The following is a 26714-nucleotide window of genomic DNA, read 5'->3' as shown; positions in this document are numbered from 1 at the left end:
GAGCATGGGCCGGCGCACTCCGTGGGTACGTGCCGCCGACTCCTACGATTGTGGCGCAGCCGCGTTCGCCAGCATCGCGGGTCATCATCGGCATCACATCTCCCTCGAACACTCCCGGTCATTGGTCGGAACCGACCGCGACGGGACTTCCCTCGCGGGACTCAGGGATGGAGGACGGGCGATCGGTTTCGACGCCAGGCCCGCGAAAGCGACGTATGACGCACTGGCACACCTGAAACTGCCCGCCATCCTGCATTTCAAGGGGGACGTCGGGCACTACGTCGTCCTGGAGGCGTGGACACCCGAAGGCGTGGTGATCATGGATCCACGGCTGGGGCTGCGTCGCCTCCAGCGCCAGCAGCTCGAGTCCTCCTGGTCAGGTTATGCCGTTGAATACCACCCCACGGCCGCGCTGAGCACCCGCCCCCCTGACTTCAAGGCGTTCACCGCGCTGGTGCGCACCCTGACGCCTCATGTGAATCCACTGCTGCTGGCGCTGGGCATCTCCGTGCTCGCCACGGTCCTGGGATGGAGCACCTCGTTCTTCCTCAAGAAGCTCTTCGATGACATCGTTCCAGCTGGAGCACATGACTCCCTGACGTTGCTGGGGGCGGCACTCGTCGCCGCGGGGGCCTTACAGTCGTTGTTGCAATTCGTCCGCATGTGGTTGACGGCACGCATGGGACGCGCACTTCAGCAGACCTACGGCAGACAGTACATCCAGCACCTGATGACGCTGCCCATGCGCGTGTTCGACAGCAGGAACATCTCGGGCTTCGTCATGCGCGTCAATCAACTCGACGCCATCCAGGGCGCGCTCACGGAGGGGCTGGTTGCATTGCTCGTCGAGGGACTGGTGTTCGCGGGGACTTTGGGAATCATCGTGTTCCTGGATCCGGTCCTGGCCATCTTCTCGCTCGGCTCGATTCCTCCCATCTTGCTGGGGACGTTCTTCCTGGCGGAGCGCGTCAGATCGGCCCAGCTCGACACGATCACCCATGGAGATGACTTCGCGGGCCGGCTGCTCGAGGTCTTCGAGGGGATTCGTGTCATCAAGATCGCCTCCGCCGAGAAGGGCTATACCCGGCTGCTCCTCGACAAGTTCGACACGCTCGTGGCGGCACGGCACGAACTGCGCGTCGCGATGCTCCTGCCCTTGCTGTGGAGCATGTTGACGTCCACGTTGGTCATCGGTGCCGTGCTGTGGTACGGCGGGGCACGCGTGCTGGCGCATCACATCAGCGCGGGGGAATTCCTGGTGATTTTTGGCATGGTGGCGTTGCATCTCACGCCCCTCCAACGGTTGCCGACAATGCTTCTCAATCTTCATTCGGCCTTCATCGGAATGGCGCGGTTGGATGAAGTCTTGAGCCTGCCCGCGGAGGAGACCCGCGTTCCGAGCCCTGTCACCCTTCCGTCCGTGCAAGGGCATCTCCAGTTCGACGGTGTCTCTTTTGAATACAAGCACCGCCGCCCCGTTCTCAAGAACCTCAGCTTCCAGATCTCCCCGGGCGAGTGCGTGGCAATCATCGGTGAGACGGGCTCGGGCAAGAGCACGATCGCGAACCTGCTGGCCGCGTTCTACCTGCCCACTTCCGGCGAGGTCCGGATCGACGGCGTGAGCACCCGCGAGCTCGAGCCCCGCGAGCTACGGCGGCACGTGAGCGTCATGTTCCAGGGAAGCCATGTGTTTCAGCAGTCCATCAACGACAACATCACGATGATGCATCCGCTGCGCAAGGACGACGTCTCGCGAATCGCGCATGTGGCGAACGTGGCCTCGTTCATCGACTCAATCCCGCAGGGATACAATGCCCAGGTGGCGCAAGGCGGCGCGAACCTCTCGACCGGTCAGTTGCAGCGCATCAACATCGCCCGGGCGATCATGAAGGACGCCCCCATCCTGATCCTGGATGAGTCCACGAGCAATCTCGATAGCACCACGGAACGCGGGGTCATGGCGGCGATCAAGGAGGCGCGCAAGGGGCGTACCACCCTCATCATCACCCACAAGCTCAGCACGGCGATGGATGCGGACAGGGTGCTTGTCTTGTCGAAGGGCGAGTTGGTCGAACAGGGGACGCATGAGGAGCTCCGGCGTCTCGGTGGGCAGTACTGCAAACTGTTTCCGAGGTAGGTGAAGGCACATGAGCCTGTCCAACCGTTTTCGCCATCCGCTCGCCATCGCGCTGGTCCTGGCGGTCCTCGCCGCCCTCCTGCTGTGGTCGCGCTCTCGGGAAGACGGCTCGCGGGAACACCGCGCCGAGGTTCCCCCCGCCGCCCCCGCCGTGCGCGCGGCCCCCTCCCGTGGCCTGGCTTCGACTGGGGAGACCCCGAGCTCCACTCCACTCCTGGAGACTCCCGCCGCAGCCAGCGAAGGAGCCTTCGTGGTGCGTGTCGTGGCGGCGGGCCGGCCGCTCGAGGGCGCACACGTGCGGGCATTCCTGAGGGGGCCGGATGAAGGCACTGGCTCTGTGCGCTGGCTGCGGGCGGCCGAAGGAATCACGGGGCCAGACGGAACGATACGACTGTCGACGGCTCCGGGTTCATACCTGCTGAGCGCGGCCGCCGAGGGGCATGGTCCCGCGCGCCGCGAGGTGGATCGTCCGGACGGAGAGTTGGAGACGGCGGTGGAGCTGTCGCTGAGCGCGGCCGTGGAGCTGCGAGGCCGCGTCATCGCCGCCGGGCGCGGCGAGCCCGTTCCACTCGCGGAGCTGTCGCTGCGTCCATACACGGAGGCGGTCCACCCGGGCGCGCGCGCCGTGGAGCTGCCGGAGGAGACGGCGGTGGCGATCTCGAATCCCCACGGCCACTTCACCTTCTCCGGGTTGTCGCCGGGCCGCTATGCGCTCACCGCGCAGGCGCCGGGCTACAGCCAGCGCACGATGCGCATCGTCACGGTGCCGTCCGCCGACGGGCTGGAGGTGGAGTTGTGGGGCGCGAGCGTGCTGGAGGGCTTCGTGGTGGGCGAGGACGGGCAACCCGTCGAGGGCGCGGAGGTGATGGCCCTGGGCAGGACGCAGCTGCCCCATGTCACCACGAACGCCGGGGGTGCGTTCTCTCTGGAGGTGGCCAACGGCACCTGGCTGCTGGCGGCGCGGCATGGCGAGCGCCTGGGGCGCGTTCCGGGCCTCCTCTCGGTGGGGCCGGGGGAGACGCGGAGAGAGCTGCGCATTACCCTCGGAGCGGGTAGCGGCCTGACGGGAACGGTGACGGTGGCGGCGAACGGTGCGCCCGTCCCGGGAGCGAGGTTGGTGGTCAGCCCCGCGGGTGAGGATGGCGAAGTGAGCCAGACCTCCGCGGATTCACAGGGGCGCTACACGCTCAACCTGCCGCCGGGTGAGTACGACGTGGTGGCGCTGGCCCCGCGCCTGAGCCGCGCGGTGCGCACGGCACTGGTGGTGGTGCCAAACCAGAGCACGGTCGTGGACTTCCAGCTCCAGGGGGCGGGAACCCTCACGGGAGTGGTGTCGGACCCGGACGGGCGGCCGGTGGTGGGCGCCTACGTCAAGCCGCGCGGGCGGAACTCCAGCGCGCGAACGGACGCAAGCGGAACCTACCGCCTGGATGGACTGGAGGTGGGGGGTCTCATGGCGATGGCGCGACGGGAGGACTCGGCACACTGGACGCTGCAGGCCACGAGCGTGAAGGCTGGAGAGACCACCCGGTTGGACTTCACCCTGAGGGAGACAGGGACTGTGCGGGGCCAGGTGAAGCTGTCCTCCGGGGCGCCCCTGTCACAGCCGATGACGGTGCGCGCCCGCGCACTCCAGTCCCAGATCCGCGGTGGGGAGCTCACGTATGCGGACACGGACGCGCAGGGCCGCTACACGCTGGAGCTGCCCGCGGCCAACTACCAGCTCGCCGCGCTCCTCCCCAACTCGCGCATCACCGTCTTTCGGGAGGATGAGCCCACGGTGACGGTGGCGGCGGGCACGGAGGTGGTGCAGGACCTGACGCTGTCCGATGATCGCGGTGTGGAGGGGGTAGTCCTGGAGCCCTCCGGAGCTCCCAGCCCGAACGCCCAGGTGGCGGGTATCCAGACGGGGCAGTACGCCATTACCAGCAACATCCGGGCGGACGAGGAAGGGCGCTTCGCCTTCCCGCCGCGGGGCGCGAATGCCACGCCGTTGCGGCTCATGGCGCACAACGCGGGCCGGGTGGGCGAGCTGACCGCGGCGAAGGAGAAGGAGGAGTCCGTCATCCGCCTGCGCCCCGCGGCCACCCTGCAGGGCAGGATCGTGACACGCAGCGGCACCGCGCCCAAGGGCTTCCTCCTGAAGCTCCTCCAGGAAGACGGCACGGCGCTGCCATGGGAGACACGCGAAGTCGTCGAGCGCTCCTTCACGGGGGATTCCTTCGTTCTGACACAGGCGCCAGGCCTTCCCTTGCGTGTGAGCGTCCGCACAACGGACGGGCGCACGGGAGAGGCCCAGGTGAAGCTCGAGCCGGGACAGAGCGCAGAGGTGGAGGTCACGCTCACGGGCGGCGCGGCCTCCATCTCGGGCAGGGCCGTGTGGAGCAATCGCGCACCGGCGCAGAACGTGGCCATCTATCTGGACAAGTCCATGGCGGGCTCGGGCGATGCGGTCACCGGGGCGGACGGCCTCTTCCGGCTGAACGACGTGGCACCTGGCAATCACATCGTGCGGCTGTATCCGTTGAATGGAATCCCCGAGACGCGCACGGTGACGGTGGCCTCGGGCGAAGCGGTGGACATGGGGGACGTGCCGGTGTCCAAGGACAAAGCGGCTTCAGGCACGGTGGGCGCGGGCTTCAGCGAGGAGCGCGGCTGGGTCTCCGTGGCGTGGCTGACACCGCAGGGCCCGGCGGAGCAAGCGGGGCTCCTCGTGGGAGACCGGCTGCTGATGGTGGATGGAATGGTGGTGCGCAGCCGCCTGGAGGCCGAGCAGCGCACCGCGGGCGCGCCGGCGAGCCCCATCCAGCTCAGCATCCGGCGCTCGGATGGACGGGAGTTGCAGCTCCACTTCGCCCGCGCGGACTGACCCTACCGCTTCACCAGAACCCGCCGCCCGCGTGGGGCGGCGGCTGGACACGTGCGAGCAGGCTACCGCGAATCGTGAGAGCTCAGACCTTGTAGATGAGGTCCATGTACTTCTTGAGCAGGTCGCTGATCAGCCCGCGGAAGGGGACCGTGCCCGCCATGCCGTAGACGGGAGCCATGGTGCCCTTCTCGCCCGGGTTGGCGCGCACGTGCTCGACGGCGGCCTTCAGGTCCTCGAGGAAGCGCTCGGCCACTCCGGGCTGGGTGTGCCGCTGGGTGACGCACAGGTGCACCGCGGCGGGCTTGTGCAGGCCGTTGAGGCTCCAACCCTTCGCGCTCATCCGCTCCATCACCTTGTAGATGTCCAGGGTGTTCGAGCCGAAGGCGATGACGAAGAGCGGCTCCCCGAGCACGTGCAGGTCCGGGATGGCGCGGATGCCGCGCTTGATGGTCGCGGCCGTCTCCAGGATGCGCTTGGTGGCGTCCAGGTAGCCCTCCTCGCCGGTGGACACGAGGGCGGCCCAGGCCGACGCGATGAGGGCGCCGGGCCGGCTGCCGGAGAAGGTGGGCGAGAAGTAGATGCCGCCGGGCCACTCGGTGGCGGTGTAGTACTGGTGAGAGCGCAGCTCGGTGCCGCGGTAGAGCACCACGGAGCTGCCCTTGGCCGCGTAGCCGAACTTGTGCGTGTCCGCGGACATGGACGTCACGCCGGGCAGCCGGAAGTCGAAGGCCGGCACGGGGTAGCCGAGCCTGCGCGCCCAGGGCAGCACGAAGCCGCCCAGGCAGCAGTCGGTGTGGAAGCCGATGCCCCGCTTGCGCGCCAGCTCCGACAGCTCCTCGATAGGGTCGATGACCCCGTGGGGGAAGCCCGGCGCCGAGCCGATGAGCACGATGGTGTTGCGGTTGATGGCCTTGCGCGTGGCCTTCACATCCGCGCGGTAGTCCTCGCCCACGGGCACGCGCACCATCTTGATGCCGAAGTAGTGCGCCGCCTTGTCGAAGGCGGGGTGCGCGCTGGAGGGGGCCACCATCTCCGGCCGGGTGATGCCCTTCGTCTCGTGCGCCCAGTCCCGGTACGTCTTCATCGCGAGCATGATGCTCTCGGTGCCGCCCGACGAGACGGAGCCGCAGATGTGCTCCTCGGGGGCCCGGCCCGCGTTGGCCTCGGCGGCGCCGAGCATGTTCGCCGTCATGGCCACCACCTCGGCCTCGAACTTGGTGGCGCTCGGCCAGAGGTCCGCGTGCAGCGGGTTGCTCTGCGAGTTGATGGCGTACACGCGGTTGAGGAAGTCGATGTGCTCGGAGTCCCCGTGGTACACGGCCCCGGACACGAGGCCATCCCGCCACCGGTCCTCCTCCTTTTCCTCCATCTGGCCCATCTCGCGCAGCACCTCCTGGCGCGCGAGCCCCTTGGCCGGGAGCTTGTCGTAGGTGGGCAGCTTGCCGCGGTAGGGCTTCAGGTCGCCCTCCAGCCCGGCCAGCATCGAGTCCGTCTCCTTTGCCAGCCGGTTGCGCAGCAGGGGGATGCTCTTGAGGTAGCGCTCCGCCGTCGACAGCAGCCGGGGCGGCACGCGGTTGAGGAGGCTCGTTCCGAGCTCGGGCAGGTCCATGGTGTTCTTCCGGTCGTCAGGGTGTCCTGGCGCGTTCATGTCGTTCTTCATGTCAGGCGCTCCGGGCTCCGTTGAGCCGTGCGAAGATGGCCTTGTTGCACTTGTAGAGGTTCACGAACTCGCGGAAGAGCTCGTCGTAGAGTCCGCGGTTCTTCGGGTTGGGCTCGAAGGTGTTGGCGACGGGGACGAGCGAGGGAATCTCGTCCACGGTGAGGCGCCCGAGCGCCACCGCCGCCTGGAACGCGGCGCCGCGCGCATTGGCCAGCACGGGCTCGTCCACCTGCTGAATCCGCCGGTCCAGCACGTCCGCCACCGTCTGGCACCACAGCTTCGAGCGGGCCCCACCGCCGATGATGCGGATGGAGTCCAGCTTGCGGTCGACGAACTTCTCCACGTAGGTGAAGAGCCAGCGCGAGTTGTAGGCCACGCCCTCCAGCACGGCGCGCACCATGTGTCCGCGCGTCGTCTTGAGCGACTGGTTGAAGAAGCCGCCGCGCAGCCGCTGGTCGTCCACCGGGCTGCGCTCGCCGTTGAGCCAGGGCATGAAGATGAGCCGGTCGCTGCCGGCGGGGACTCGTTCGGCCTCCTTCTCGAGGACCTTGTAGAGGTCCACCGGCTCGTGGCCGGGGCTGTCCTGGACGTGGGCGAGCTCCTCGTGGCCGAAGAGGATGTTGTCCTTGAGGAAGGACAGACAGATGCCGGCGGACTCCTGCTCGTTGGTGAGCAGGTAGCGGCCGGGCAGCGCCGAGGGCAGGGTGCCCATCTGGTGGAGCACGTCCGTCTTCTTGTACGGCACATGGCAGCTCAGCCAGGAGGACGTGCCGATGCACAGGTGGGGCTCGTGGTCGCGCACCGCGCCCGAGCCCACGGCGGCCGCGAGGATGTCCGGCGCACCGGTGATGACCTGGATTCTCTCGCTCAGGCCGAGCGCCCGCGCGGCCTCCGGCTGGAGGGGCCCGAGCACGGTCGCGGCCGGCACCAGGTCGGGCAGCTTCTCGCGCGGCATGCCCGTCATCTGCAGCAGGCGCTCGTCGTAGTTGATGCGCTTGAGGTCCCGGTTGTCCGTCACCCAGTGCAGCGTGATGGAGTCATACGAGGACGCGAAGCGGCCACTCAGGCGCAGGTTGAGCCAGTCCTTGGGCTCGAGGAACTTGTACGTGTTGCGGTAGATCTCCGGGTGCTCGCTCTGCAGGTAGAGGATGTGGCCGAGCGGGTCCTTCCCCGAGAGGCTGGGGGCCCCGCCGGTGAGCCGCACCCAGGTGAGGAGCCGGGCGAGGCCATAGCCCTCGATGGGGATGAACCCGTTGGCCACGCGCCGCACGTGGGAGGCGCCGCGCGAGTCCATCCAGATGATGGCGGGCCGCAGGGGCTTGCCGCGCTCGTCGACGGCGACCGTGCCGGACCACTGCGAGCTCACGTTGATGCCGATGATGTCGTCGGCGGAGATGACTCCCGAGTCCAGCAGGCGTCGGGTGCCGCGGACGATGGCGGTCCACCAGGATTCGGGGTCCTGCTCGGCGCCTCCGTCGGGCAGCAGCTCGAGCTCTATCGGCTCGACATCTCCGCCGAGAATCTTCCCCCGGGTGGTGACGATCGCCAGCTTGACCGCCGAGGTTCCGAGGTCAATGGCGAGGATGGACGCGTTGTCTGTGGTGGGCACACAGCTAGTCTAACGGGCCGGAGAGGTTCGTGGGCCAGTCGTGCGCGCCCCGAGCGTTACTTTCTGGAAAGCACCTCGCATGGCCGCGAAGGCTGTCAGCGCGGCAGGCGCAGGTGCTCCTCGGGGCTCGTGACCTTGGAAAGTGGGACCGCGCGAAAGCGGTTCGTGGCGCGGCTCACCGACAGGAAGACGAGCGTGGTGAGGCAGAAGGGAAGCGTCAGCACGGGGATGCCAAAGGTGCCGGACCAGATCCCCAGCCCCGCGTACGCCACCGTGGTCGCGGCGGCACAGACCAGGCCGTAGAGGATCGAGCGCCACGTGCACACGAGGAAGACGCCGGCGATCGCCTCGGCCGAAACCATCGCGTTGTAGCCCCACAGCCCGTGGTACTCGGACACCCCCTCTCCTCCGAACGCCAGGCCCACGAGCAGGCCTGTCATCGAGCCCAGGAGCGCGAAGAGGCCCCCGATCCGTGACCACACGAGCAGGCCGACCAGGATGAGCACGCCGGAAAGGACACGATCGGCGAAGACGATCTGTCCGATTCCGCGGAAGAGGGCCTCGAAGAGTGCGCTGGACAGGCTGCCGCCGGTGACGGCGTTGGCGGTCTCGCGCAAGGTGGTGTTGATGGGTTCCTGCACGTGCCTGGCCAGCAGCGGGCCATGCTGGATGTGGGTCATCGCGAAGGTGGCCAGCAGGCTGGGGAGCGTGACCAGGTTGAAGGGCAGCGTCAGGGGTGGAAGGTGCAGCAGGTCCACGAGCAGGAGTGAGACCGTGAGCATCACCAGGGTGCTCATGGCCGAGACGGCGATGATGTAGAGGATGACGATGGGGCTCCACTCGGGAATCAGGAAGGTCGCCAGGGCTCCGCCCACCAGCGCGCCGTTGTAGCCATACAGCCCCGCGCGGATCCGAGAGCGATCCAGCCGCAGGAGGTGGGCGGCCGCCGTCGCGGCGACCAGGCCGATCAGTGTCGCGACACCGAGCCAGGGCGAGGCGGCGAAGAGCCCGAGGAGGATGAACAGGCCACTCACCGGGTTGTTCGCGAAGAGGATCTGCCCGACACCCCGCAGGCAGGAATCCACGAAGGCGAGTGGGGGGTGGCGGTCGGCCCGATTGCCCCATTCCGGCATGGTGCCAGCGAACGGGAGCTTCGTCTCAGTGTGGGTCTCGGTTGAATCTGCCACCGTGTCCCTCCCGGTTCAGGATGTGGACCACCGGTAGCATGAGGGGCGGTGTCTCCTCGCACCTTGCTCTCCGCTATCGTGATATGGGGGACGATCCGTATTTCAATGATGCCGCTCGAGCACATCCCTTCACGCGAAGTGTCCAGAAACGGTCGCGCGGGAGGCGCGCGGCTCGCCTTCGAGCGGGTGGGGAAGCGCACCGTGGTGCGCACCGCGCTCGCGCACAGCCCGCTGCGCCTGCTGACGCCGCGCAACCATGGGCACGCCGCCTGGGTCTACACCAGCTCGCTCGGAGGGGGACTGGTGGATGGAGATCACCTCTCCCTGGAGCTGGATGTGGCCGAGGGGGCCACCGCGCTCCTGTCGAGCCAGGGCTCCAACCGCGTCTACCGCTCGCCGCGAGGCTGCCGCAGCGAGCTGTCGGCCCGGGTGGCCGAGGGCGCGTTGCTCGTGCTCGCGCCGGACCCCACCATGTGCTTCACGGGAGCCCGGTATGTCCAGCGGCAGGACGTCCAGCTCTCCCCGGGGGCCTCGCTCGTGCTGATGGACCTCGTCACCGCGGGCCGCAGCGCCAACGGCGAGCGGTGGGCTTTCTCACACTTCGCCTCCACGCTCCGCGTCCACCGGGAGGGGCGGGCCCTGATGGACGAGTGTTGGCTGCTCGAGCCCTCCCATGGGCCCCTCCCCGAGCGGCTGGGCCGCTTCGATGCGCTCGGGACCGTGCTGCTCGTGGGCCCCGCCGTGGAGTCTGCCCGCGAGACGCTCGCCGGGCTCGTGGGCGCCCTGCCCGTCACCCCTCGCGCGGGGCTCGTCTGCTCCGCCAGCCCGCTCGGGTCCGATGCCCTGGTGCTCCGGGCCGCGGCCACTTCCGCCGAAGTCTTGTTGCGCACAGCACGCGACTGGCTGTCCTTCCTGCCCGCTCTGTTGGGTGATGATCTCTGGGCGCGCAGGGCGTGAATCCGCGCTTCGCTCCGGGTGAATCGTGCTAGGGTTGCCCCCCGTTTCTCGGGCCCCTGGCCCGGGACTCCTACCCGGAGGGGCACATGCATTTGTCGCCGCGGGAAATCGACAAGCTGCTGCTGCACGGCGCGGGCTTCCTGGCCCAGAAACGCCTGGCGCGGGGGCTTCGGCTCAACTACCCCGAGTCGGTGGCTCTCATCGCCACCCAGCTCCTTGAGTTCATCCGCGACGGCCGGAGTGTGGCCGAGCTGATGGACCTGGGGCGCAAGCTGCTGGGGCGCTCGCAGGTGATGGAGGGCGTGCCGGAGATGATCGCGGAGGTGCAGGTGGAGGGCACCTTCCCGGACGGCTCGAAGCTGGTGACGGTGCACCACCCCATCGAGGCCGAGCACGGTGACCTGTCACTGGCGCTCTATGGCAGCTTCCTCCCCGTGCCGCCGCTGGAGCGCTTCACGCGGGCCGCGCAGGAGGAAGTGCGACCGGGCGAGGTGCTCGTGCAGCCGGGCGAGCTGGTGCTCAACGAGGGCCGCGACGCCGTCTCGCTGGAGGTCACCAACCGGGGAGACCGTCCCATCCAGGTGGGCAGCCACTACCCCTTCTTCGAGACGAACCGGGCGCTCGTCTTCGACCGTGCGAAGGCGTACGGGCGGCGGCTGGACATCCCGGCGGGCACGGCGGTGCGCTTCGAGCCCGGAGAGAAGAAGACGGTGCCGCTGGTGGCCATCGCGGGAGCGCGGGTGGTCCAGGGCGGCAACGCGCTGGGCTCCGGGCCGGTGACGCCGGAGAACCAGGAGCGCGCGCTGCGTGAGGTGGCCGCGCGGGGCTTCGGACACGAGGAGGGCGCATGAGCCGGAAGATGGATCGCCGTCACTACGCGGACATGTTCGGTCCCACCACGGGCGACCGGGTCCGGCTGGGCGACACGGGGCTGGTGGCGCAGGTGGAGAAGGACCTCACCGTCTACGGGGACGAGTGCAAGTTCGGCGGCGGCAAGGTGCTGCGCGACGGCATGGGCCAGAAGGCCGGAGTGGGTGACGCCGAGGCCCTGGACTGTGTCATCACCAACGCGCTCATCGTCGACTGGACGGGCATCTACAAGGCGGACATCGGCATCAAGGCGGGGCGCATCGCTGGCATCGGCAAGGCGGGCAACCCGGACGTGATGGCGGGCGTGACGCCGGGCATGGTGGTGGGCGTCACCACCGAGGCCATCGCGGGCGAGGGGCTCATCGTCACGGCGGGCGGCATCGACTCGCACATCCACTTCATCTGCCCACAGCAGTCGGAGGAGGCGATCGCCAGCGGCATCACCACCTGGGTGGGCGGCGGCACGGGGCCGGCCACGGGCACCAACGCCACCACCTGCACGTCGGGCGCGTGGCACATCCGGCGCATGTTGCAGGCCACGGACAGCATTCCGCTCAACATCGGCCTCACCGGCAAGGGCAACACCTCGCGTCCCGAGGGCCTGCTGGAGCAGATCGGCGCGGGGGCCATCGGCCTGAAGCTGCACGAGGACTGGGGCACCACGCCGGCCACCATCGACACCTGCCTGACGGTGGCCGAGGGCGAGGACGTTCAAATCACCATCCACACGGACACGCTGAATGAGTCCGGCTTCGTGGATGATTCGATCGCCGCGTTCAAGGGCCGCACCATCCACACCTACCACTCGGAGGGCGCGGGTGGCGGGCACGCTCCGGACATCATCCGGGTGTGCGGCCAGCCCAATGTGCTGCCCAGCTCGACGAACCCCACGCGTCCGTACACGGTGAACACGCTGGATGAGCACCTGGACATGCTCATGGTGTGTCACCACCTGGACCGGGAGATTCCCGAGGACGTGGCCTTCGCCGAGAGCCGCATTCGCGGCAGCACCATCGCCGCCGAGGACATCCTGCACGACCTGGGCGCCATCAGCATGATGTCCTCGGACAGCCAGGCGATGGGACGGGTGGGCGAGGTCGTCACCCGCACGTGGCAGACGGCGCACAAGATGCGCGAGCAGCGCGGACGCCTGCGCGAGGAGCGCGGGGACAACGACAACCTGCGCATCCGCCGCTACGTGGCCAAGTACACCATCAACCCGGCCGTCGCCCACGGGATGGTGCACGAGGTGGGCTCGGTGGAGGTGGGCAAGCTGGCGGACCTGGTGCTGTGGCGGCCGGCCTTCTTCGGCATCCGCCCGGAGCAGGTCATCAAGGGTGGCTTCATCGCCTGGTCGCAGATGGGAGATGCGGGCGCCTCCATTCCCACGCCGCAGCCCTATTACATGCGGCCGATGTTCGGAGCCCGAGGGCGGGCGCTGGGCGCCACCAGCATCGCCTTCGTCTCGGGGCGAGCGCTGGCGGATGGCATGGTGCGGGAGCTGGGGTTGACCAAGCAGCTCTCCGGGGTGCGCCGGTGCCGGGGACTCGGCAAGCGCGACATGAAGCTCAATGACGCCCTGCCCGCCCTCACGGTGGACCCTGAGACGTACGAGGTGCGCGCGGATGGTGAGCTGCTCGTGTGCGAGCCCGCCGTCCGGTTGCCGCTGGCGCAGCGCTACTCGCTGTTCTGAGGGACACGGGCCATGGGCTACCCGTGGAGGGTGCTGCAACTGGCCGATTCGGGCTTCCCCACCGGGGGCTTCGCGCACTCGGGGGGCCTGGAGGCGGCGGTGCAGCAGGGCGAGGTGCGCGGCCGCGAGGGACTGGCGCGGTTCGTGCGCGAGCTGCTCTGGCAGACAGGGCATGGTGCGCTGCCGCTGCTGAGCGAGGCTTGGCGCACGCCCTCGTCGCTGGAGGCGCTGGACGCTCGCGCCGAGGCGTTCTTCACCAACCATGTGGCCAACCGGGCGAGCCGCACCCAGGGGCGGGCCTTCCTGGACACGTGCGCGCGCATCTTCCCCGGGCCGGTGGGCCCGTTGCGGCAGGCGGCCCGAGAGGCGGGGGTTCGCTACCACCACGCGCCGCTCTTCGGGGCGGTGCTGCGCGCGCTGGACGTCGAGCTGTCGGATGCCCAGCAACTCCTGTTGTCCCTCACCCTGCGGGGCTCGCTGTCCGCGGCGGTGCGGATGGGCATCGTGGGCACGCACGAGTCCCACCAACTCCAGCACCAGTGCGCTCCGCTGCTGGACGAGGTGCTCGAGTCCTGCGCCGGGCTGGGCCTGGAGTCCCTGGCCCAGACGTCGCCCCTGATGGACCTGCTGGGCTCCACGCACGACCGGCTCTACTCGCGGCTGTTCCTTTCCTGAGGTGAACCATGCACGACGACCACCGCGGCCACGGCCACGACGACCACGACCACACGCATGAGGAGTGGGACCACCCCGGCCACTTCCACGAGCGGGACGAGCCCAAGACGCGCGACTTCTCGTCGAGGTCCTTTACCATCGGCATCGGCGGGCCGGTGGGGAGCGGGAAGACGGCGCTGGTGCTGGCGCTGTGCCGGGCGCTGCGGGACACCTACCGGCTGGGCGTGGTGACCAACGACATCTTCACCAAGGAGGATGCCGAGTTCCTGGTTCGCAACAAGGCGCTGTCGCCCGAGCGCATCAAGGCGGTGGAGACGGGCGGGTGCCCGCACGCGGCCATTCGCGAAGACGTCAGCCACAACCTGCTGGCGCTCGAGGAGCTGATGGAGGAGCTGAAGCCGGAGCTGCTCATCGTGGAGAGCGGGGGCGACAACCTGGCGGCGCAGTACAGCCGCGAGCTGGCGGACTACACCGTCTACGTCATCGACGTGGCGGGCGGGGACAAGGTGCCGCGCAAGGGCGGGCCGGGCATCACGCAGTCGGACCTGCTGGTCATCAACAAGACGGACCTGGCGCCGCACGTGGGCGCGGACCTGTCGGTGATGGATCGCGACGCGAAGAAGATGCGCGGCGACGGGCCCTTCGTCTTCACCCAGGTGACGAAGGGCGTGGGCCTGCAGGAGGTCATCGACCACCTGCTCAAGGCGTGGCGCAAGGCCACGGGCGCGGCCTGACGTCTACCCAGCGAGCTTCACCACGTCATCGGGCTCGGGCGCGGCCTGCCGCTCGATGACGCTCTCGCGGTAGGCGATGGCCCGCGCCCGCATCATCGCTCCGAGCGGGCGCAGCTCCTCCACGGCGTGCCACGGGTCGAACGACATCCGGTCGATGAGCTCCTCCAGCTTCGCGCCGCTCGCGGACGTGACGTCCTGCTGGGGCAGCGTGAGCCGGGCCAGCTCGTGGAAGGGAGCCCGGTCCTCGGGCCAGACCACCGAGGCGTTCTCGATGGGGGTGGTCCGCTCGTCCACGAAGAGCTGGACGCGGAGGCTCCACGAGAGCGGGCCGGAGCGCAGGCGGGAGATGAGGTTCTCCCGAAGCGCGTCCGCGGTGCCTCCGGCAGAGGGTCCCACGGGGAAGAGGGCGAGCTTCGCGGCCATGGTGCCGAAGCGGAGCGGCAGCGCCGTGTAGAAGGGCACGGAGGCCAGGGACGGCACCTTGGGCATGGAGGCCAGGCGCTTGAGGAGCGCCAGGGTGCGGCCGGGCCCGAAGGTTCCGATGAGGCGCGGGAGGAGCAGCGCGGGCCCCGTGGCGTTGGCGCGGACGAAGGAGACGAACTCGTCGGGGGTGGGGAAGGGCGTTGCCGGGGTGTGGATGAAGAGGAAGTCCTGGGTGCGCTTGTCCTCGAGGCCGGGGATGAGCTTGCGGCCCGGGACGCCCACGAGCTTGAGGGCCATGCCCCGCACGTCCGGGGTGCGGTCACGCTGGTGCCGGCCCGAGCCGTTGGAGAAGCGCACGTAGACGGGCCAGGAGCGGGGCTCGGCGAAGACGGCGACGCGGAGCGCCTCGGGGAGGCCGCTGGAGACGACGAGCTCGCCGGTGGCTCCGACGTGTCCCTTGGCGTGCAGGGCGCGCGAGGGGTGGCCCCCTCGTGCATGCTTCTTCTGCAGCTCACGCAGCTCGGAGGCGTAGCGCTCGAAGCGCTCCACCTCATCGGGAGCCACGGTTTCCTTCCAGTCGGTTGCGCCGGAGATGTTCATCCGACGCAGCATGTCATGCCTTCAGCGGGAGTGCTTCAGGCGGCCTCGGACTTGGACTTGTCGGAGGGCTGGCCAGGAGCCTGCTGCACACCATCCTGCAGCTTGCGCGGCAGCCGGTCCCACATCACCTGCATCACCGCGGCGAGCACCGTGAAGGACACCACCAGGGTGGTGATGAGGCCGATGCACGCCACGATGCCCATGGACTTCAGGCCGTTGTGGCTGGCGGCGAGCAGAGCGGCGAAGCCTGCGGCCGTCGTCAGCGTGGACGAGGCCACCGCGGCACCCACGCTGCGCAGTGCCACCACCGGCGAGGTGCCTTCCAGGTAGCGGTGCAGCAGGTACAGACCGTGACTCACCCCGAAGCCCAGGAGGATGGGCAAGATGATGATGTTCATGAAGTTCAGGTGCAGGTCCGACAGCGTCATGATGCCGAGCATCATCGCCAGACCCACTGTGAGCGGGATGACGGAGGCCAGCGCCAGCTTCACGTCGCGGAAGTCCGCGAAGTGCATCACCAGAATCCACAGCGTGACGAGGAAGATGGCCCACTTGCCGTCGGAGAGCACGATGCGCGCCAGCCGAGCGAACAGCGGAGCCGCGCCCGCCGCCCGCCGCTCCATCGCCGGGGCGAGCACCTTGCCCGAGGCGTCCTTCACCTCGGGGGTGGGGATGTGGCTCGTCTGGTCCACGAAGGTGAGCATCTTCTTGCCGTCCCACAGGTCCACGTTCGGGTAGATGAACGTGAGGTAGCCGTGGTTCTCCGGCTTCGTCTCCGGCAGGTGGACGAACTGCGAGGCGTAGATGTCCGGCACGCCGTGCACGTCGAAGGGCCGGGCCTCCAGCATCTTCATGAAGAGGGCCGCCTTGTCCTGGGCCTCCGGAGGCAGCGCCGCCACGTCGATGTCCTTCAGCTCCTCCTTCCACTCGGCGAGGATCTTCGCGTTGGCCGCGGCCGTCTCCGGGGGCGGGACGAAGGTGTAGATGCTCACCACCTGGTCGATGGCGGAGTACTTCTCCTTGTTCTTGGGATTGGTGAGCTCGTCGTAGACGGCCTTCGTCTCCTCCAGCGTCTTCGTGTAGACGGCGATGGGATCGCTGGAGATGTTGAAGCGCTGGCTGATCTCATCCTGGAGCCGCACCGACGGCTGGCCCTCGGGGATGAGGGCGCGGCTGTTGTAGTTGAAGCGCACGCCGGCCTTGAGGCGCTCCGCCAGGGAGGCGGGCTTGTCCGTGGGCACGTCCGCGTCGCTCCAGGGGATGGCGAGGGCGCACATGGCGCCCACGATGACGGTGCTCACCCCGAGCATCAGGCCGGGGCGGGGGATGCGCAGCTCCTTGCCCGTGGAGGCGCTCTGCGTGGCCGGCGGCTTCATCTCGCCGATGAGCTTCTTGGGCCACGTGGGGTTGATGCGGCCGGCGATCGCCAGCAGCGCCGGGCTCCAGGCGAACAGCAGCACGCCGATGATGAAGGTGCCGCATCCGGCCAGGAAGCCGAACTGGCTGAAGCCGCGGAACTCGCTGCGCATCAGCACGAAGAACGAGCCCGACGTCACCACCGCGGCCACCAGCGCCGGCCGGCCCGCGTTCACCACCGCGTCCTGGATGGCCTGATCGTAGGGCTTGCCCTGGCCCAGCTCCAGCCGCGTGCGGAAGATGAAGTGGATGCCGTAGTCGATGCCGAAGCCCATCAGCAGACCACCGAGGATGCTGGTGATCATGTTGAGCTCGCCCACGGTGATGTAGGTGAAGCCCATGGTGATGATGGTGCCGATGACCGTGCCGCTGGCCACGATGAGGGTGGGCACCCACTTGCGGAAGGCCAGGATGGTGATGACGAAGATGGCCGCGAACGCGATGAGCGACACCGGCTGGAGCGACTCCTCGATGGCGTACGAGTCGTCCACCGCCGTCTTGTAGGAGCCCGTGAAGCCGTAGGCGACGAGCTTGTCGTTGCCCATCAGGTCATAGTCTTCCTTGAGCTGCACCCCACCCGCCGAGTACGCCGCCAGGTCCTTGCGCAGCTGCTCGACGAAGTCCTTCGTCTTGCCGAGCTGGTTGGAGTCCCACATCGGCTTGATGAGGATGAGCACCATCTTCCGGTCATTGGAGATGTAGTAGTCGTCGCGGATGCTCTTCTTGCCGACGCTGCTGTACTTGTTGATGAGGTCGGTCAGCTCGAGCTTCACCGGCTCGGTCTTCTGGATTTCGATGAAGAAGGGGTTGTTGCGGCGCAGCTGGTCCTTGAGCCACGCCATGATGCGGCGCTTGCCCTCGACCAGGTCCTCCGTCTTGATGAAGAGGGCCATGTTCTGCTGCACGAACTCGACCGGCACCTTGTAGGTGATGAAGCGGACGTGCTCCTTGTCCGCCATCAGCTTCGCGGCGATGTCGTCGGCGACCTTCTTGAGCGTGGGCTCGCTGTCGGCACGCAGGGCCAGCATCAGGTAGCCGCTGCCACCGACCATGTCGATGACGCGCTTGACCTCCTTCACCTCGGGGAGGTCCTGCGAGATGAGGTCCAGCTGGTTGGAGTTGATGGTCAGCTTGGTGGTTCCCCACAGCGACACGCCGAACAGCGCGAGGAGCACGAGGAGGACGAGCCCGGGCCTGCGGACCAGCAGGCCGGCATAAGCAAGAGCAAGGCGCGGCGGCTTGTGGGTCGAGTTACTCATTCGGCGCGGACCCTACCGGAGAACCGCCCCTACCAGAAGCACGGCGGTGTCCCTCGTCTGCCCGGCTGCCCAAGGGGATTTTCCTCGGGATTTCCCCTCCCTCTGGCAGAGGAACAGGGGAAGGTTATTCCCGCGTCTTATGGGTCCGGGATTTCAACCAGAGCGGACTGACCTCGTGACTTCCAGGGGGGAGGGCTCAATCCCGAGGGGGAAGGAGGAAGGAGCGGGGGTCCCTCAGGAAGCGCGCGCTCATCAGCCGCACCAACCGCAGCATGTCCGACAGGGGCACGTCCCGGGCGCGCAGGGCCACGGCCAGGGCGAGCGAGAAGGAGACTCCGAAGTTGATGGCCAGGGTGAGCCCGATGCCTCCCAGGGCCGCGAGGAAGTCCGGTCGCAGCACGGCGTTGGGCCCCAGGGCGAACCCGGCCAGGCACAGCTGCCCGAAGGACAGCGTCACGTGCCGCACGTCCAGCGGCAGTCCAAAGAAGGCTCCCACCACCGGAGGCAGCGCCAGCAGCACGCCGATGCTCACGTTGCCTCCCAGTCCGGCGATGTGGTGCGCGAAGACGTCCGATAGCTTCCGCGCCCCGGAGTCGCCCAGCGCCCGCCGCAGTGCCCGGTGGTGGGCAATCGCCTCGGGGAGGCGGTGGTACACCGCGAAGTTCTCCAGCCACCCCGCCACCAGACTGGAGAGCCACAGCAGCACTCCGGTCAGCGCCGCGTAGAAGATGGTGCCGCTGTGCCAGGGGTGCAGCGCGTGCACCACGTAGTCCGCCTGGGCGGCGTTGAGCAGCGGGCGCCCCTGCCACCAGGCGAAGCCCATGGACAGCGCCACCGCCACCGGCAGCACCGTGCCCATGTTCCCCACCGCCGTGGCGAGCTGCGAGCGGGTGATGCGGGGAATCAGCTCCATCAGGTGCGACAGCCGTCCGCTCGAGCCGCCCTGGCCGATGGCACTCCCCAGCGTGGCCGCCGTCATGGAGGGCTGCTTGGTGGCCAGTGCCGAGCCCGTCGCCTGCATCATCAGGAAACTGGCCACGTAGGTGCCCGCGAGGGCCAGCCCATAGAAGAAGGGCGCCAGCGCGAGCGTGGCCGCGTACAGCTTGAGGATGGCGGTGAAGGCGGTGATGAACCCGCCGCCCGCCGCCGCATGCACCATGGCGTGGTATTCGGCCCGGGTGCTGGTGATGTAGTGCTCGCCCGAGTGGCCCGCGCGCTCGATGACCTTGCGCGCCAGCAGCCGCGCGTTGCTCGCCACCACCGCCCGCACCGAGCGATCCGTGTGGGCCCGGCGCAGCAGGTCCGCCACCAGCGCGAGACTCTCCCGCCAGCGTGCCTCACCCGGGGCCGCGCCCAGCACCCGAGCGATGGCCTCCATCCGCTCCAGGCTCCGGCGGATGCGCTCCAGCCGGTACACCAGGTCCACGCTCACCCCGTACTGCTCCAGGTGGCTGGAGACGATGGCCACCACCTGCCGGCACTCCTCCACCACGTCGCCCAGCTCCCGCAGTGAGTCCGGCGCGGCGTCGCGGGCCTGCACGCCCTCGCACACCCGGCGCAGCTTCAGGAAGGGCGAGGCGCGGAAGGACACCTCGGGGCAGCGCTCCCGCACATCCTCGGACAGCCCCAGGGCCGCCGTCTGCACGGACAACAAGCCCAGGGCGTCCACCAGGTCCGTGCGTATCACCGCTTCCGGTTCCCTCGCCGGGGGTTGGGCACTGCCTCCCACCAGCGTGGAGAGCCGCGCCAGCAGCGCCGGAGGCAGGGTCTCCAGCCAGGCGGCATCCTCTGGCACCGGAAAGAGGCGCAGCAGCAGCTCCGAGAGCTGGTGGTCCTCGGGCGGAGCGGGCAGCAGGTGCCGCGCGAGCCGATCCGACACCTCGCCGAAGAAGCCCTGCCCCGCGGGCAGGCCCACCTGGGAGAAGAGCCTCAACCCGCTCGTGCCGCCCATCACCTCGCGCACCAGCGCGGCCACCGGCTCCCGGGACGACGCACGGGCCTCCAGCACGCGCACGAGCAGGGCCAGACGCGTCACCGCCGCGGGGGCCTCGGGTTCGGCGGGCTCCACCAATCCCAGCGCGGGCCTGGACTCGCGCAGCCAGGCGACACATCGCTCCACCCACTCCAGGCGGGCTTCCAGCCCCTCCTCGGGCACGTCGGCCAGGAGCTTCTGCAGGTCCCTTACCGCTGGGTGGCCCGGGGCTCGCGGGGCGAACTCGACGCAGAAGGCGTCTACCTCCCGGGAGGAGCGGCCTTCGCGCGCGGGGGCTGGCTGGAGGAGGGTTGCGGACATGGGCCAGTCTCTCGGCGGGGGGAGCGCCCCAGGCTATGTCCTCGGGCGCCCGCCTCCAACCGCCTTCTCCTCCGGGCGCCTGTCCGCCTGCTCCCGGAGCGCGAGGTGCGACTACTTCTTGCCGCCCAGCTCGGCTTCCTTCTTGCGCATCAGGTCCAGCAGGTGCTCCCAGCCGCCCTGCTTCAGGATGGGCTGCACCTGATCATCGCGGATGCCGGTGAGCATCGAGTCGCCGAGCACCGCCACGTCCAGCACCTTCCAGCCGCCGCCCTCCTTCACCACGGAATACTGGAGCTTCATCTCCTGCTTCTTCAGGGGGTGCTCGATGACGATGGTGGACTTCACCTTCGCCTTGTCACCCTCGAGCGCCGGGTCCTCGTAGGTGATGGAGGAGAGGTTTTTGAAGTTCTCGCGCACCTTGGGGAAGGCGATCTTCGAGAAGAGGCTGTTGAAGAGCTTGATGAACTCCTTGCGCTGGGCGTCGGTGCCCTTGTCCCATTCCTCGCCGAGCAGGAAGCGGCCCTGCTGCTCGTTGGCGAGCTGCTTGATGGCCAGGTCATCCTTGCTGTAGCGCACGGACTGGACGACGGTCTTCACCGGCTTGGCCACGGGCTCATTGGGCGCGGCGAGCGCCGGCAGGGCGAGCGTGAGGGTGGCCAGCAGGGCGAGGGGACGGAGTCGGGCGTTCATTCAGATCCTTCCTTGGAGAGAGGGCGTGTTTCTGTAGCTCAGAGGAACGGCCGGGGGCGCGCGAAATTCACGTGTCACCCGATGGAGGGCACGGGGGGCGGGCCGCCTGCCAGGTGGGTCTGGAGTGCAATTCTCGGGGGCTCCTCCGGGTTTGACTCCTCTAGAGCCCAACGTCTAGTGTGCCCGCGTTTTCACGCCAAAAGCGGTGCGCGTTTACCTACCTGAAGAAGACATGCCGACCGACTACCTGTTCACCTCCGAATCCGTCACCGAAGGGCACCCGGACAAGATCGCCGACCAGATCTCCGACGGCGTGCTGGACGCCATCCTCGCCAAGGATCCCCAGGGCCGTGTGGCCGTGGAGACCCTGGTGAAGACGGGCCTGGCCATCGTCGCTGGCGAGGTGACCACCAACTGTTACGTCGACATCCCGAAGATCGTGCGCAGCACCATCTGCCGCATCGGGTACACCGACAGCTCCATGGGCTATGACGGCCACACCTGCGGCGTCATGGTGGCCATCGAGGGCCAGAGCCAGGACATCGCCCGGGGCGTGGACAACAAGAAGGAGCAGGGAGCCGGCGACCAGGGAATGATGTTCGGCTTCGCCTGCGACGAGACGCCGGACCTCATGCCGGCCCCCATCCACTACGCCCACGCGCTCACCCGGCGCCTGGCCGACGTGCGCCGCAAGACGCACGACTGGCTGCGCCCGGACGGCAAGAGCCAGGTGACGGTGGAGTACCGCAACGGCCGTCCGGTCCGCATCGACGCGGTGGTGGTGTCCACGCAGCACTCGGACGACATCTCCAACAAGCGCATCCACGAGGCCATCCGCGAGGACGTCATCGCCAAGGCGCTGCCCAAGAAGCTCATCGACGCGAAGACGAAGGTTTACATCAACCCCACGGGGCGCTTCGTCATCGGAGGCCCCATGGGGGACTCGGGCGTCACGGGTCGCAAGATCATCGTGGACACCTACGGAGGCATGGGCCGTCACGGTGGCGGCGCCTTCTCGGGTAAGGACCCGTCCAAGGTGGACCGGTCGGCGGCGTACATGGGCCGGCACATCGCCAAGACGGTGGTGGCAGCGGGCCTGGCGCGCCGGTGCGAGGTGCAGGTGTCCTACGCCATCGGCGTGGCAGACCCTGTCAGCGTGCTGGTGGAGACCTTTGGCACGGCCACCGTGCCCGAGGAGAAGATCCAGACGGCCATCCGCCGCACGTTCGGACTCAAGCCGCGCGAAATCACGGAGTACCTGGACCTGCTGAGGCCCATCTACCAGAAGACGGCGGCGTACGGGCACTTCGGGCGGACGGAGAAGGAGTTCACCTGGGAGCGCACGGACAAGAAGGACGAGCTGCGTGAGGCGGTGGGACCGTCTGCCGCGCACCTGAAGGCGGTCTGAAGCAGGGCGCTGGCGGACCGTCAACGCTCGACATTCCCTGGTGTTGAAACGCGCGTGGGCCCTCGTAAGGCTCACGCGCGTTTTCGTTTTCTTTGGTGCGCCCGGCATGGGCATCGTGGTGGATGCCCTCCCGGAAGTCAGACTCGAGTTCCATGAATGGCGTGTGAGCTTCAGGCTCGGCGCCGCTGGCTCCTGCAAACCACTCTGGTGCTTCGCGCGTGGTGTCACTACAAGTGCACCGGTGAAAGCAGAGAGTGAAGGGAATTCGAGATGAGTGGAAATTTCTGCGAATCCGGTATGGTCCGAGATGGAAACCCATTGAGGATGGGAGCATCCCGTCGCCAGTTTCTCGCATTGGGGACCGTATCCATCGGTGCCGCGGCCGCGGCTCCTGTTTCGGCCCCCGTGTCAGCGCCAGCGCCTGGGTCGGGTTCGGGTGAAATGCCGCGGGACAGCGGTGCTGAGGGTTGCCGATACCTTCTGAAAGGAGGTGCGGTCCTCAGCATGGATCCGAAGGTGGGGGACTTCGCTCGTGCGGACGTGCTGGTCCAGGGCAAGAAGATCATGGCGATCGGGCCCGAGCTCAATGTCACGGACGCGGCGATCATCGACGCAACGGGCACGGTCGTCATGCCGGGCTTCATTGATACCCACCACCATCAGTTCCAAACCGCGTTGCGGAGCTTCCTGGCCGAGGGACTGCTGTCCGACGACGGTCAACCGCACGGCAGGAAGAACTATCTCAACCTGGTTCTGGGACAACTGACGCCGGTCTACAGGCCGGAGGACGTCTACATCGGCGAGCTCTATGCTTCGCTCAGTCAGTTGGACGCCGGAGTGACGACCGTCGTCGACACGTCGCAGGTGAACCACACTCCGGAGCATTCGGATGCGGCCATTCGGGCGCTGCGGGAATCGGGACGCCGTGTGCGCTATGCCTATTCGTCGGGCATGGGTGCTGGCTGCGCCTACCCGCGTGACATCCTGCGGCTGCAAAAGCAGTACTTCTCCTCTAGTGACCAACTGCTGACCCTGGCGATGGGGGCGGAGCTCGGGGGGGTCCGCGAGGAGTGGGCTCTGGCTCGCCAGCTCGGTGTGCCCATCGTGTCTCACCTCGTCGGCGGGTTCGGTCATACGAGGACCCTGGAACGACTTGACCGGGAGGGGTTGATCAAATCAGACAATGAATTCTTCCATGCCACCTCCCTCTCGGAGGCCTCCTGGAAGGTGATCGCGGATACCGGGGCGGGCATCTCCATCGCCGCTCCGGTCGAGTTGACCATGCGGCACGGCACGCCGCCGATCCAGACCGCACTCGACCACGGTGTCCAGCCATCGCTCAGCAGCGATGTCGAGTGCACGATGACCGCTGATTTCTTTACCCAGATGCGTACCGTCTTCACGCTTCATCGGGGGCTCGTCAACGAGCGTGCGCTCAAGGGGGAAGCGCAACTACCCAAGCTCCTCACCTGCCGTGATGTGATCCGCTTTGCCACTGTGGAGGGGGCGCGTGTGGCGCATCTTTCCCACAAGGTCGGTTCGTTGACTCCCGGGAAGGAGGCGGACATCGTCCTTCTGCGCACGGATGCCATCAATGTCGCACCGCTCAACAATGTGCCGGGCGCCATCGTGACACTGATGGAGCGCAGCAATGTGGACACGGTCATCGTCGCTGGAAGGATTCGGAAGTGGCGGGGAGCCCTCGTCTCTGTCGACCTGGGCCGCCTTCGTTCCGAGATCGAGGCGTCGAGAGACTATTTGTTCAAGAAGGCCCGGGTCCGGCTCGAGCTTTTTTGATAGGGCCTGCGCTCTGGGGGGAGTCCATGGCAATGCGTGGCAAATCCCTGACAACACGATTTGCATTGGCCGGGAGCCCGGCCTTCATCGCCTTGATTGATGAGTCAGTTGATTGATGAGTCAGTTGCTCAGTGCAACGATTGTTAGCTCAAATATTGGTGCATAAACCATATGTGCGGGGCGGTAATTTTTACCTCCATGTCACCTTCCTCTAACGTCAGTCGAGAACGAGGAGAACAGGCGATCTGCGCAAATCAATCAGTTGGTTGTTGACTGGTGGAAAATAAAAACGTACTCAGAGAAACATGAAAGCGCGAATCGCGGTCGTCTACCACAGTGGTTATGGACACACCGCCAAGCAGGCCCAGTCTGTAGCAGAGGGGGCACAGAGCGTACCTGACACGCACGTGGACCTCCTGTCGCTCAACGAGCTCTCCGAAGGGCTGTTCAAGACCATCGATGCGGCTGATGCGGTCATCATGGGCTCGCCCACCTATATGAGCGGGTCGAGCGCGGTGTTCCGGCGATTCGTCGAGGCCACCAGTGCCGCCTGGGGGGACAACCTCCGTTGGCGTGACAAGGTGGCCGGCGGCTTCACGAACAGCGGCTGCATGAGCGGTGACAAGCTGCAGACGCTGGTGGAGATGGCTCTTTTCGCCGCACAGCACGGGATGATCTGGGTCGGCATGGCCTCCTTTGGAGGTTGGAACACGAGCTCCGGGTCCAGCGAGGATCTGAATCGTCTCGGCAGCTGGCTCGGCGCCATGGCGCAGTCCAACAACGATCAGGGCGGAGACGTCGCGCCCCCCGCGTCGGACCTGCGGACCGCGGCAGCGCTCGGAAAGCGTATCGCTGAAGTCACCCATACGTATATCGAGGGGCGGGCTTCCAAGAAGGCGGCACGGACACCACAGCAGAGCTGAGCAGTACGCCATAGAGGGGGCGACCCGGCTGTGCAGTTCGAGGGGGGGCGGCCGGGTTGTGACAAGATGACTGGACTTGATGACATCCTGAAGCTGGATGCCGTTGGCCAGGCTGACCTCATACGCCAAAATGAGGTGACGCCACGAGAGTTGGTCACGGCAGCAATTCAACGCATCGAGCAGTTCAACGGGAAGATCAACGCTGTTGTCTCCAAGCGGTATGAGGGCGCGCTGCGTGACGCGGAAGGTCCCGCGCCCGAGCAGTTGAAGGACTCACCGCTGTGGGGTGTTCCCTATCTCTACAAGGACCTCGGTCCTTCGTGCGCGGGTCTGCCGACGACGGTCGGCTCCGCGTTTCTCGACGGGTTCGTGTCTGGGCACGACAGTGAGCTCGTCCTGCGCTTCAAGCGTGCCGGTCTCCTGCTGCTTGGGAAGAGCAATACCGCGGAGTTCGGGGTGCTTCCAACCACCGAGCCCGCGTTCACCGGGGTGACACGCAACCCATGGAACCTCCAGCTCTCTGTTGGAGGTTCCAGTGGCGGAGCCGCGGCCGCTGTCGCCGCCGGGCTCGTCCCCGTCGCACACGCCAACGACGCTGGCGGTTCCATCCGCATCCCCGCGTCCTGCTGTGGTGTCTTCGGTCTCAAACCGACTCGGGCTCGTGTTCCCATGGGACCCGATGTCGGTGATTTGATGAACGGGTTGGCCTCGGAATTCGTCGTGAGTCGCTCGGTACGCGACAGCGCCGCCCTGCTCGATGCCGTGGCGGGTCCATCCCTGGGTGATCCGTATTTCGCTCCTCCCGTCGCCGGCAGATTCCTGGACGCCGTGGGCTCTGGCCCCACGCGGCCCCTGCGAATAGCAGTCACTCTGGACGATCAGCTCCATCCCGAGTGCGTTCGAGCCATCAAGGAGGCCGCGGGTCTTTGTGCGGATCTCGGCCATGAGGTCGTGTCGGACGTCCCGCCGGTTCGTTTCTCGGAATTGCACGAACTGTTTCTCGTCGTATGGGCCGCGGGCGTATCTTCCGCCATCTCCAGCTATGCCGCGCTCAGCGGACGTGAGCCGAAGCCGGAGCTGTTCGAAGAGACGACCTGGTGGTTGTACGAGGAGGGGCGAAGGATCAGCGCCGCCCGCTACCTGCAGACCATCACCCGGCTTCAGCAGGTGTCGCGCCGCCTCGCCTCGTTCTACGCCCGCTACGACGTGCATCTTTCGACCGTGACGTCCGAGCCGGCACCGAAGCTGGGTGTACTCAATTCAGGAGCGCCCCGGGTTCAACTCGATCGCGCGCTCAAATTCGTCGCAGATACGTCACTGGCGAACCTCACCGGACAACCGGCAATGTCAGTCCCTCTTTGTATAGCTGCGGATGGCACACCTGTCGGAGTCCATTTCTCGGGTCGTATCGGCGACGAGGCCTGCCTGCTTTCCCTGGCAGGTCAGCTCGAGACGGCGCGGCCCTGGGCGAACCGTCTTCCTTCGCTCTCCGCGCACACTCATTAGTCCATCGT

General features: G+C 67.5%; 18 protein-coding genes. 11 read left to right on the top strand and 7 right to left on the bottom strand.

Annotated elements, in window-relative coordinates; all coding sequences use genetic code 11:
- Window positions 1–4: 4 nt before the first annotated feature.
- Window positions 5–2137 carry a peptidase domain-containing ABC transporter gene (locus tag DAT35_RS24735; protein ID WP_108069597.1) on the top strand — a complete coding sequence of 711 codons (2133 nt, stop codon included), beginning with the start codon at window positions 5–7 and terminating at the stop codon, window positions 2135–2137.
- Between the two features lie 10 nt (window positions 2138–2147).
- On the top strand, window positions 2148–5006 hold the full coding sequence (locus DAT35_RS24730) for a carboxypeptidase regulatory-like domain-containing protein (protein WP_108069596.1): 2859 nt from the start codon (window positions 2148–2150) through the stop codon (window positions 5004–5006).
- An 82-nt stretch (window positions 5007–5088) separates the two neighbouring features.
- On the opposite strand, the gene DAT35_RS24725 is transcribed toward DAT35_RS24730, so the two are convergent.
- The 3 genes from DAT35_RS24725 to DAT35_RS24715 all read right to left on the bottom strand — a co-directional run bounded on the left by DAT35_RS24725 (window position 5089) and on the right by DAT35_RS24715 (window position 9462).
- Window positions 5089–6615: an aminotransferase class V-fold PLP-dependent enzyme gene (locus tag DAT35_RS24725; RefSeq protein WP_108069744.1), complete on the bottom strand. Its 1527-nt coding sequence runs from the start codon at window positions 6613–6615 to the stop codon at window positions 5089–5091.
- Window positions 6616–6667: 52 nt separating this feature from the next.
- Window positions 6668–8275: an FGGY-family carbohydrate kinase gene (locus tag DAT35_RS24720; protein WP_108069595.1), complete on the bottom strand. Its 1608-nt coding sequence runs from the start codon at window positions 8273–8275 to the stop codon at window positions 6668–6670.
- A gap of 95 nt (window positions 8276–8370) precedes the next feature.
- A complete protein-coding gene (locus tag DAT35_RS24715; RefSeq protein WP_146209866.1) occupies window positions 8371–9462 on the bottom strand; it encodes an urea transporter in 1092 nt (363 codons plus the stop codon).
- A 138-nt stretch (window positions 9463–9600) separates the two neighbouring features.
- On the opposite strand from DAT35_RS24715, the gene DAT35_RS24710 reads away from it, so the two are divergent.
- The 5 genes from DAT35_RS24710 to ureG all read left to right on the top strand — a co-directional run bounded on the left by DAT35_RS24710 (window position 9601) and on the right by ureG (window position 14391).
- Window positions 9601–10419: an urease accessory protein UreD gene (locus tag DAT35_RS24710; RefSeq protein WP_233261685.1), complete on the top strand. Its 819-nt coding sequence runs from the start codon at window positions 9601–9603 to the stop codon at window positions 10417–10419.
- A gap of 86 nt (window positions 10420–10505) precedes the next feature.
- Complete coding sequence (gene ureA / locus DAT35_RS24705) at window positions 10506–11270, top strand: urease subunit gamma (protein ID WP_108069593.1); 765 nt, start codon at window positions 10506–10508, stop codon at window positions 11268–11270.
- Entirely contained in the window at window positions 11267–12982 is a 1716-nt protein-coding gene (gene ureC, locus DAT35_RS24700; RefSeq protein ID WP_108069592.1) for an urease subunit alpha, read from the top strand. Before ureA ends, ureC begins: the two co-directional genes overlap by 4 nt.
- A 12-nt stretch (window positions 12983–12994) precedes the next feature.
- Window positions 12995–13657 (top strand): urease accessory protein UreF, encoded by a 663-nt coding sequence (locus DAT35_RS24695; protein ID WP_108069591.1) that lies wholly within the window; start codon window positions 12995–12997, stop codon window positions 13655–13657.
- An 8-nt stretch (window positions 13658–13665) separates the two neighbouring features.
- Entirely contained in the window at window positions 13666–14391 is a 726-nt protein-coding gene (gene ureG / locus DAT35_RS24690) for an urease accessory protein UreG (RefSeq protein WP_108069590.1), read from the top strand.
- A gap of 3 nt (window positions 14392–14394) precedes the next feature.
- Here ureG and DAT35_RS24685 read toward each other — a convergent pair whose 3' ends face one another.
- The 4 genes from DAT35_RS24685 to DAT35_RS24670 all read right to left on the bottom strand — a co-directional run bounded on the left by DAT35_RS24685 (window position 14395) and on the right by DAT35_RS24670 (window position 21072).
- On the bottom strand, window positions 14395–15426 hold the full coding sequence (locus DAT35_RS24685) for a catalase (protein ID WP_108069589.1): 1032 nt from the start codon (window positions 15424–15426) through the stop codon (window positions 14395–14397).
- Between the two features lie 23 nt (window positions 15427–15449).
- A complete protein-coding gene (locus DAT35_RS24680) occupies window positions 15450–18089 on the bottom strand; it encodes an RND family transporter (protein ID WP_108069588.1) in 2640 nt (879 codons plus the stop codon).
- Window positions 18090–18285: 196 nt separating this feature from the next.
- Window positions 18286–20382, bottom strand: coding sequence for a site-specific recombinase (locus tag DAT35_RS24675; RefSeq protein ID WP_108069587.1), 2097 nt, complete (start codon window positions 20380–20382; stop codon window positions 18286–18288).
- 111 nt (window positions 20383–20493) lie between these two features.
- Window positions 20494–21072 (bottom strand): ABC transporter substrate-binding protein, encoded by a 579-nt coding sequence (locus tag DAT35_RS24670; protein WP_108069586.1) that lies wholly within the window; start codon window positions 21070–21072, stop codon window positions 20494–20496.
- A gap of 232 nt (window positions 21073–21304) precedes the next feature.
- On the opposite strand from DAT35_RS24670, the gene metK reads away from it, so the two are divergent.
- The 4 genes from metK to DAT35_RS24650 all read left to right on the top strand — a co-directional run bounded on the left by metK (window position 21305) and on the right by DAT35_RS24650 (window position 26706).
- Complete coding sequence (metK, locus tag DAT35_RS24665) at window positions 21305–22480, top strand: methionine adenosyltransferase (RefSeq protein WP_108069585.1); 1176 nt, start codon at window positions 21305–21307, stop codon at window positions 22478–22480.
- Between the two features lie 270 nt (window positions 22481–22750).
- Window positions 22751–24277 (top strand): amidohydrolase family protein, encoded by a 1527-nt coding sequence (locus DAT35_RS24660; protein WP_108069584.1) that lies wholly within the window; start codon window positions 22751–22753, stop codon window positions 24275–24277.
- 305 nt (window positions 24278–24582) lie between these two features.
- Window positions 24583–25200 (top strand): flavodoxin family protein, encoded by a 618-nt coding sequence (locus tag DAT35_RS24655; protein WP_108069583.1) that lies wholly within the window; start codon window positions 24583–24585, stop codon window positions 25198–25200.
- 66 nt (window positions 25201–25266) lie between these two features.
- On the top strand, window positions 25267–26706 hold the full coding sequence (locus DAT35_RS24650) for an amidase (RefSeq protein WP_108069582.1): 1440 nt from the start codon (window positions 25267–25269) through the stop codon (window positions 26704–26706).
- Window positions 26707–26714: the final 8 nt, after the last annotated feature.

This window comes from Vitiosangium sp. GDMCC 1.1324, from assembly GCF_003044305.1.
GTDB lineage: Bacteria > Myxococcota > Myxococcia > Myxococcales > Myxococcaceae > Archangium.
This window is presented reverse-complemented; position numbering and strand designations above follow the sequence as displayed.

Bases quoted from the DNA above. Each gene is read 5' to 3' on its own strand.
- DAT35_RS24670 (WP_108069586.1), bottom strand. From the start codon at position 21,072: ATGAACGCCCGACTCCGTCCCCTCGCCCTGCTGGCCACCCTCACGCTC.
- DAT35_RS24725 (WP_108069744.1), bottom strand. From the start codon at position 6,615: ATGGACCTGCCCGAGCTCGGAACGAGCCTCCTCAACCGCGTGCCGCCC.
- DAT35_RS24695 (WP_108069591.1), top strand. From the start codon at position 12,995: ATGGGCTACCCGTGGAGGGTGCTGCAACTGGCCGATTCGGGCTTCCCC.
- ureC (WP_108069592.1), top strand. From the start codon at position 11,267: ATGAGCCGGAAGATGGATCGCCGTCACTACGCGGACATGTTCGGTCCC.
- DAT35_RS24650 (WP_108069582.1), top strand. From the start codon at position 25,267: ATGACTGGACTTGATGACATCCTGAAGCTGGATGCCGTTGGCCAGGCT.
- DAT35_RS24660 (WP_108069584.1), top strand. From the start codon at position 22,751: ATGAGTGGAAATTTCTGCGAATCCGGTATGGTCCGAGATGGAAACCCA.
- DAT35_RS24735 (WP_108069597.1), top strand. From the start codon at position 5: ATGGGCCGGCGCACTCCGTGGGTACGTGCCGCCGACTCCTACGATTGT.
- DAT35_RS24730 (WP_108069596.1), top strand. From the start codon at position 2,148: ATGAGCCTGTCCAACCGTTTTCGCCATCCGCTCGCCATCGCGCTGGTC.
- metK (WP_108069585.1), top strand. From the start codon at position 21,305: ATGCCGACCGACTACCTGTTCACCTCCGAATCCGTCACCGAAGGGCAC.
- ureA (WP_108069593.1), top strand. From the start codon at position 10,506: ATGCATTTGTCGCCGCGGGAAATCGACAAGCTGCTGCTGCACGGCGCG.
- DAT35_RS24685 (WP_108069589.1), bottom strand. From the start codon at position 15,426: ATGCTGCGTCGGATGAACATCTCCGGCGCAACCGACTGGAAGGAAACC.
- DAT35_RS24675 (WP_108069587.1), bottom strand. From the start codon at position 20,382: ATGTCCGCAACCCTCCTCCAGCCAGCCCCCGCGCGCGAAGGCCGCTCC.
- ureG (WP_108069590.1), top strand. From the start codon at position 13,666: ATGCACGACGACCACCGCGGCCACGGCCACGACGACCACGACCACACG.
- DAT35_RS24655 (WP_108069583.1), top strand. From the start codon at position 24,583: ATGAAAGCGCGAATCGCGGTCGTCTACCACAGTGGTTATGGACACACC.
- DAT35_RS24680 (WP_108069588.1), bottom strand. From the start codon at position 18,089: ATGAGTAACTCGACCCACAAGCCGCCGCGCCTTGCTCTTGCTTATGCC.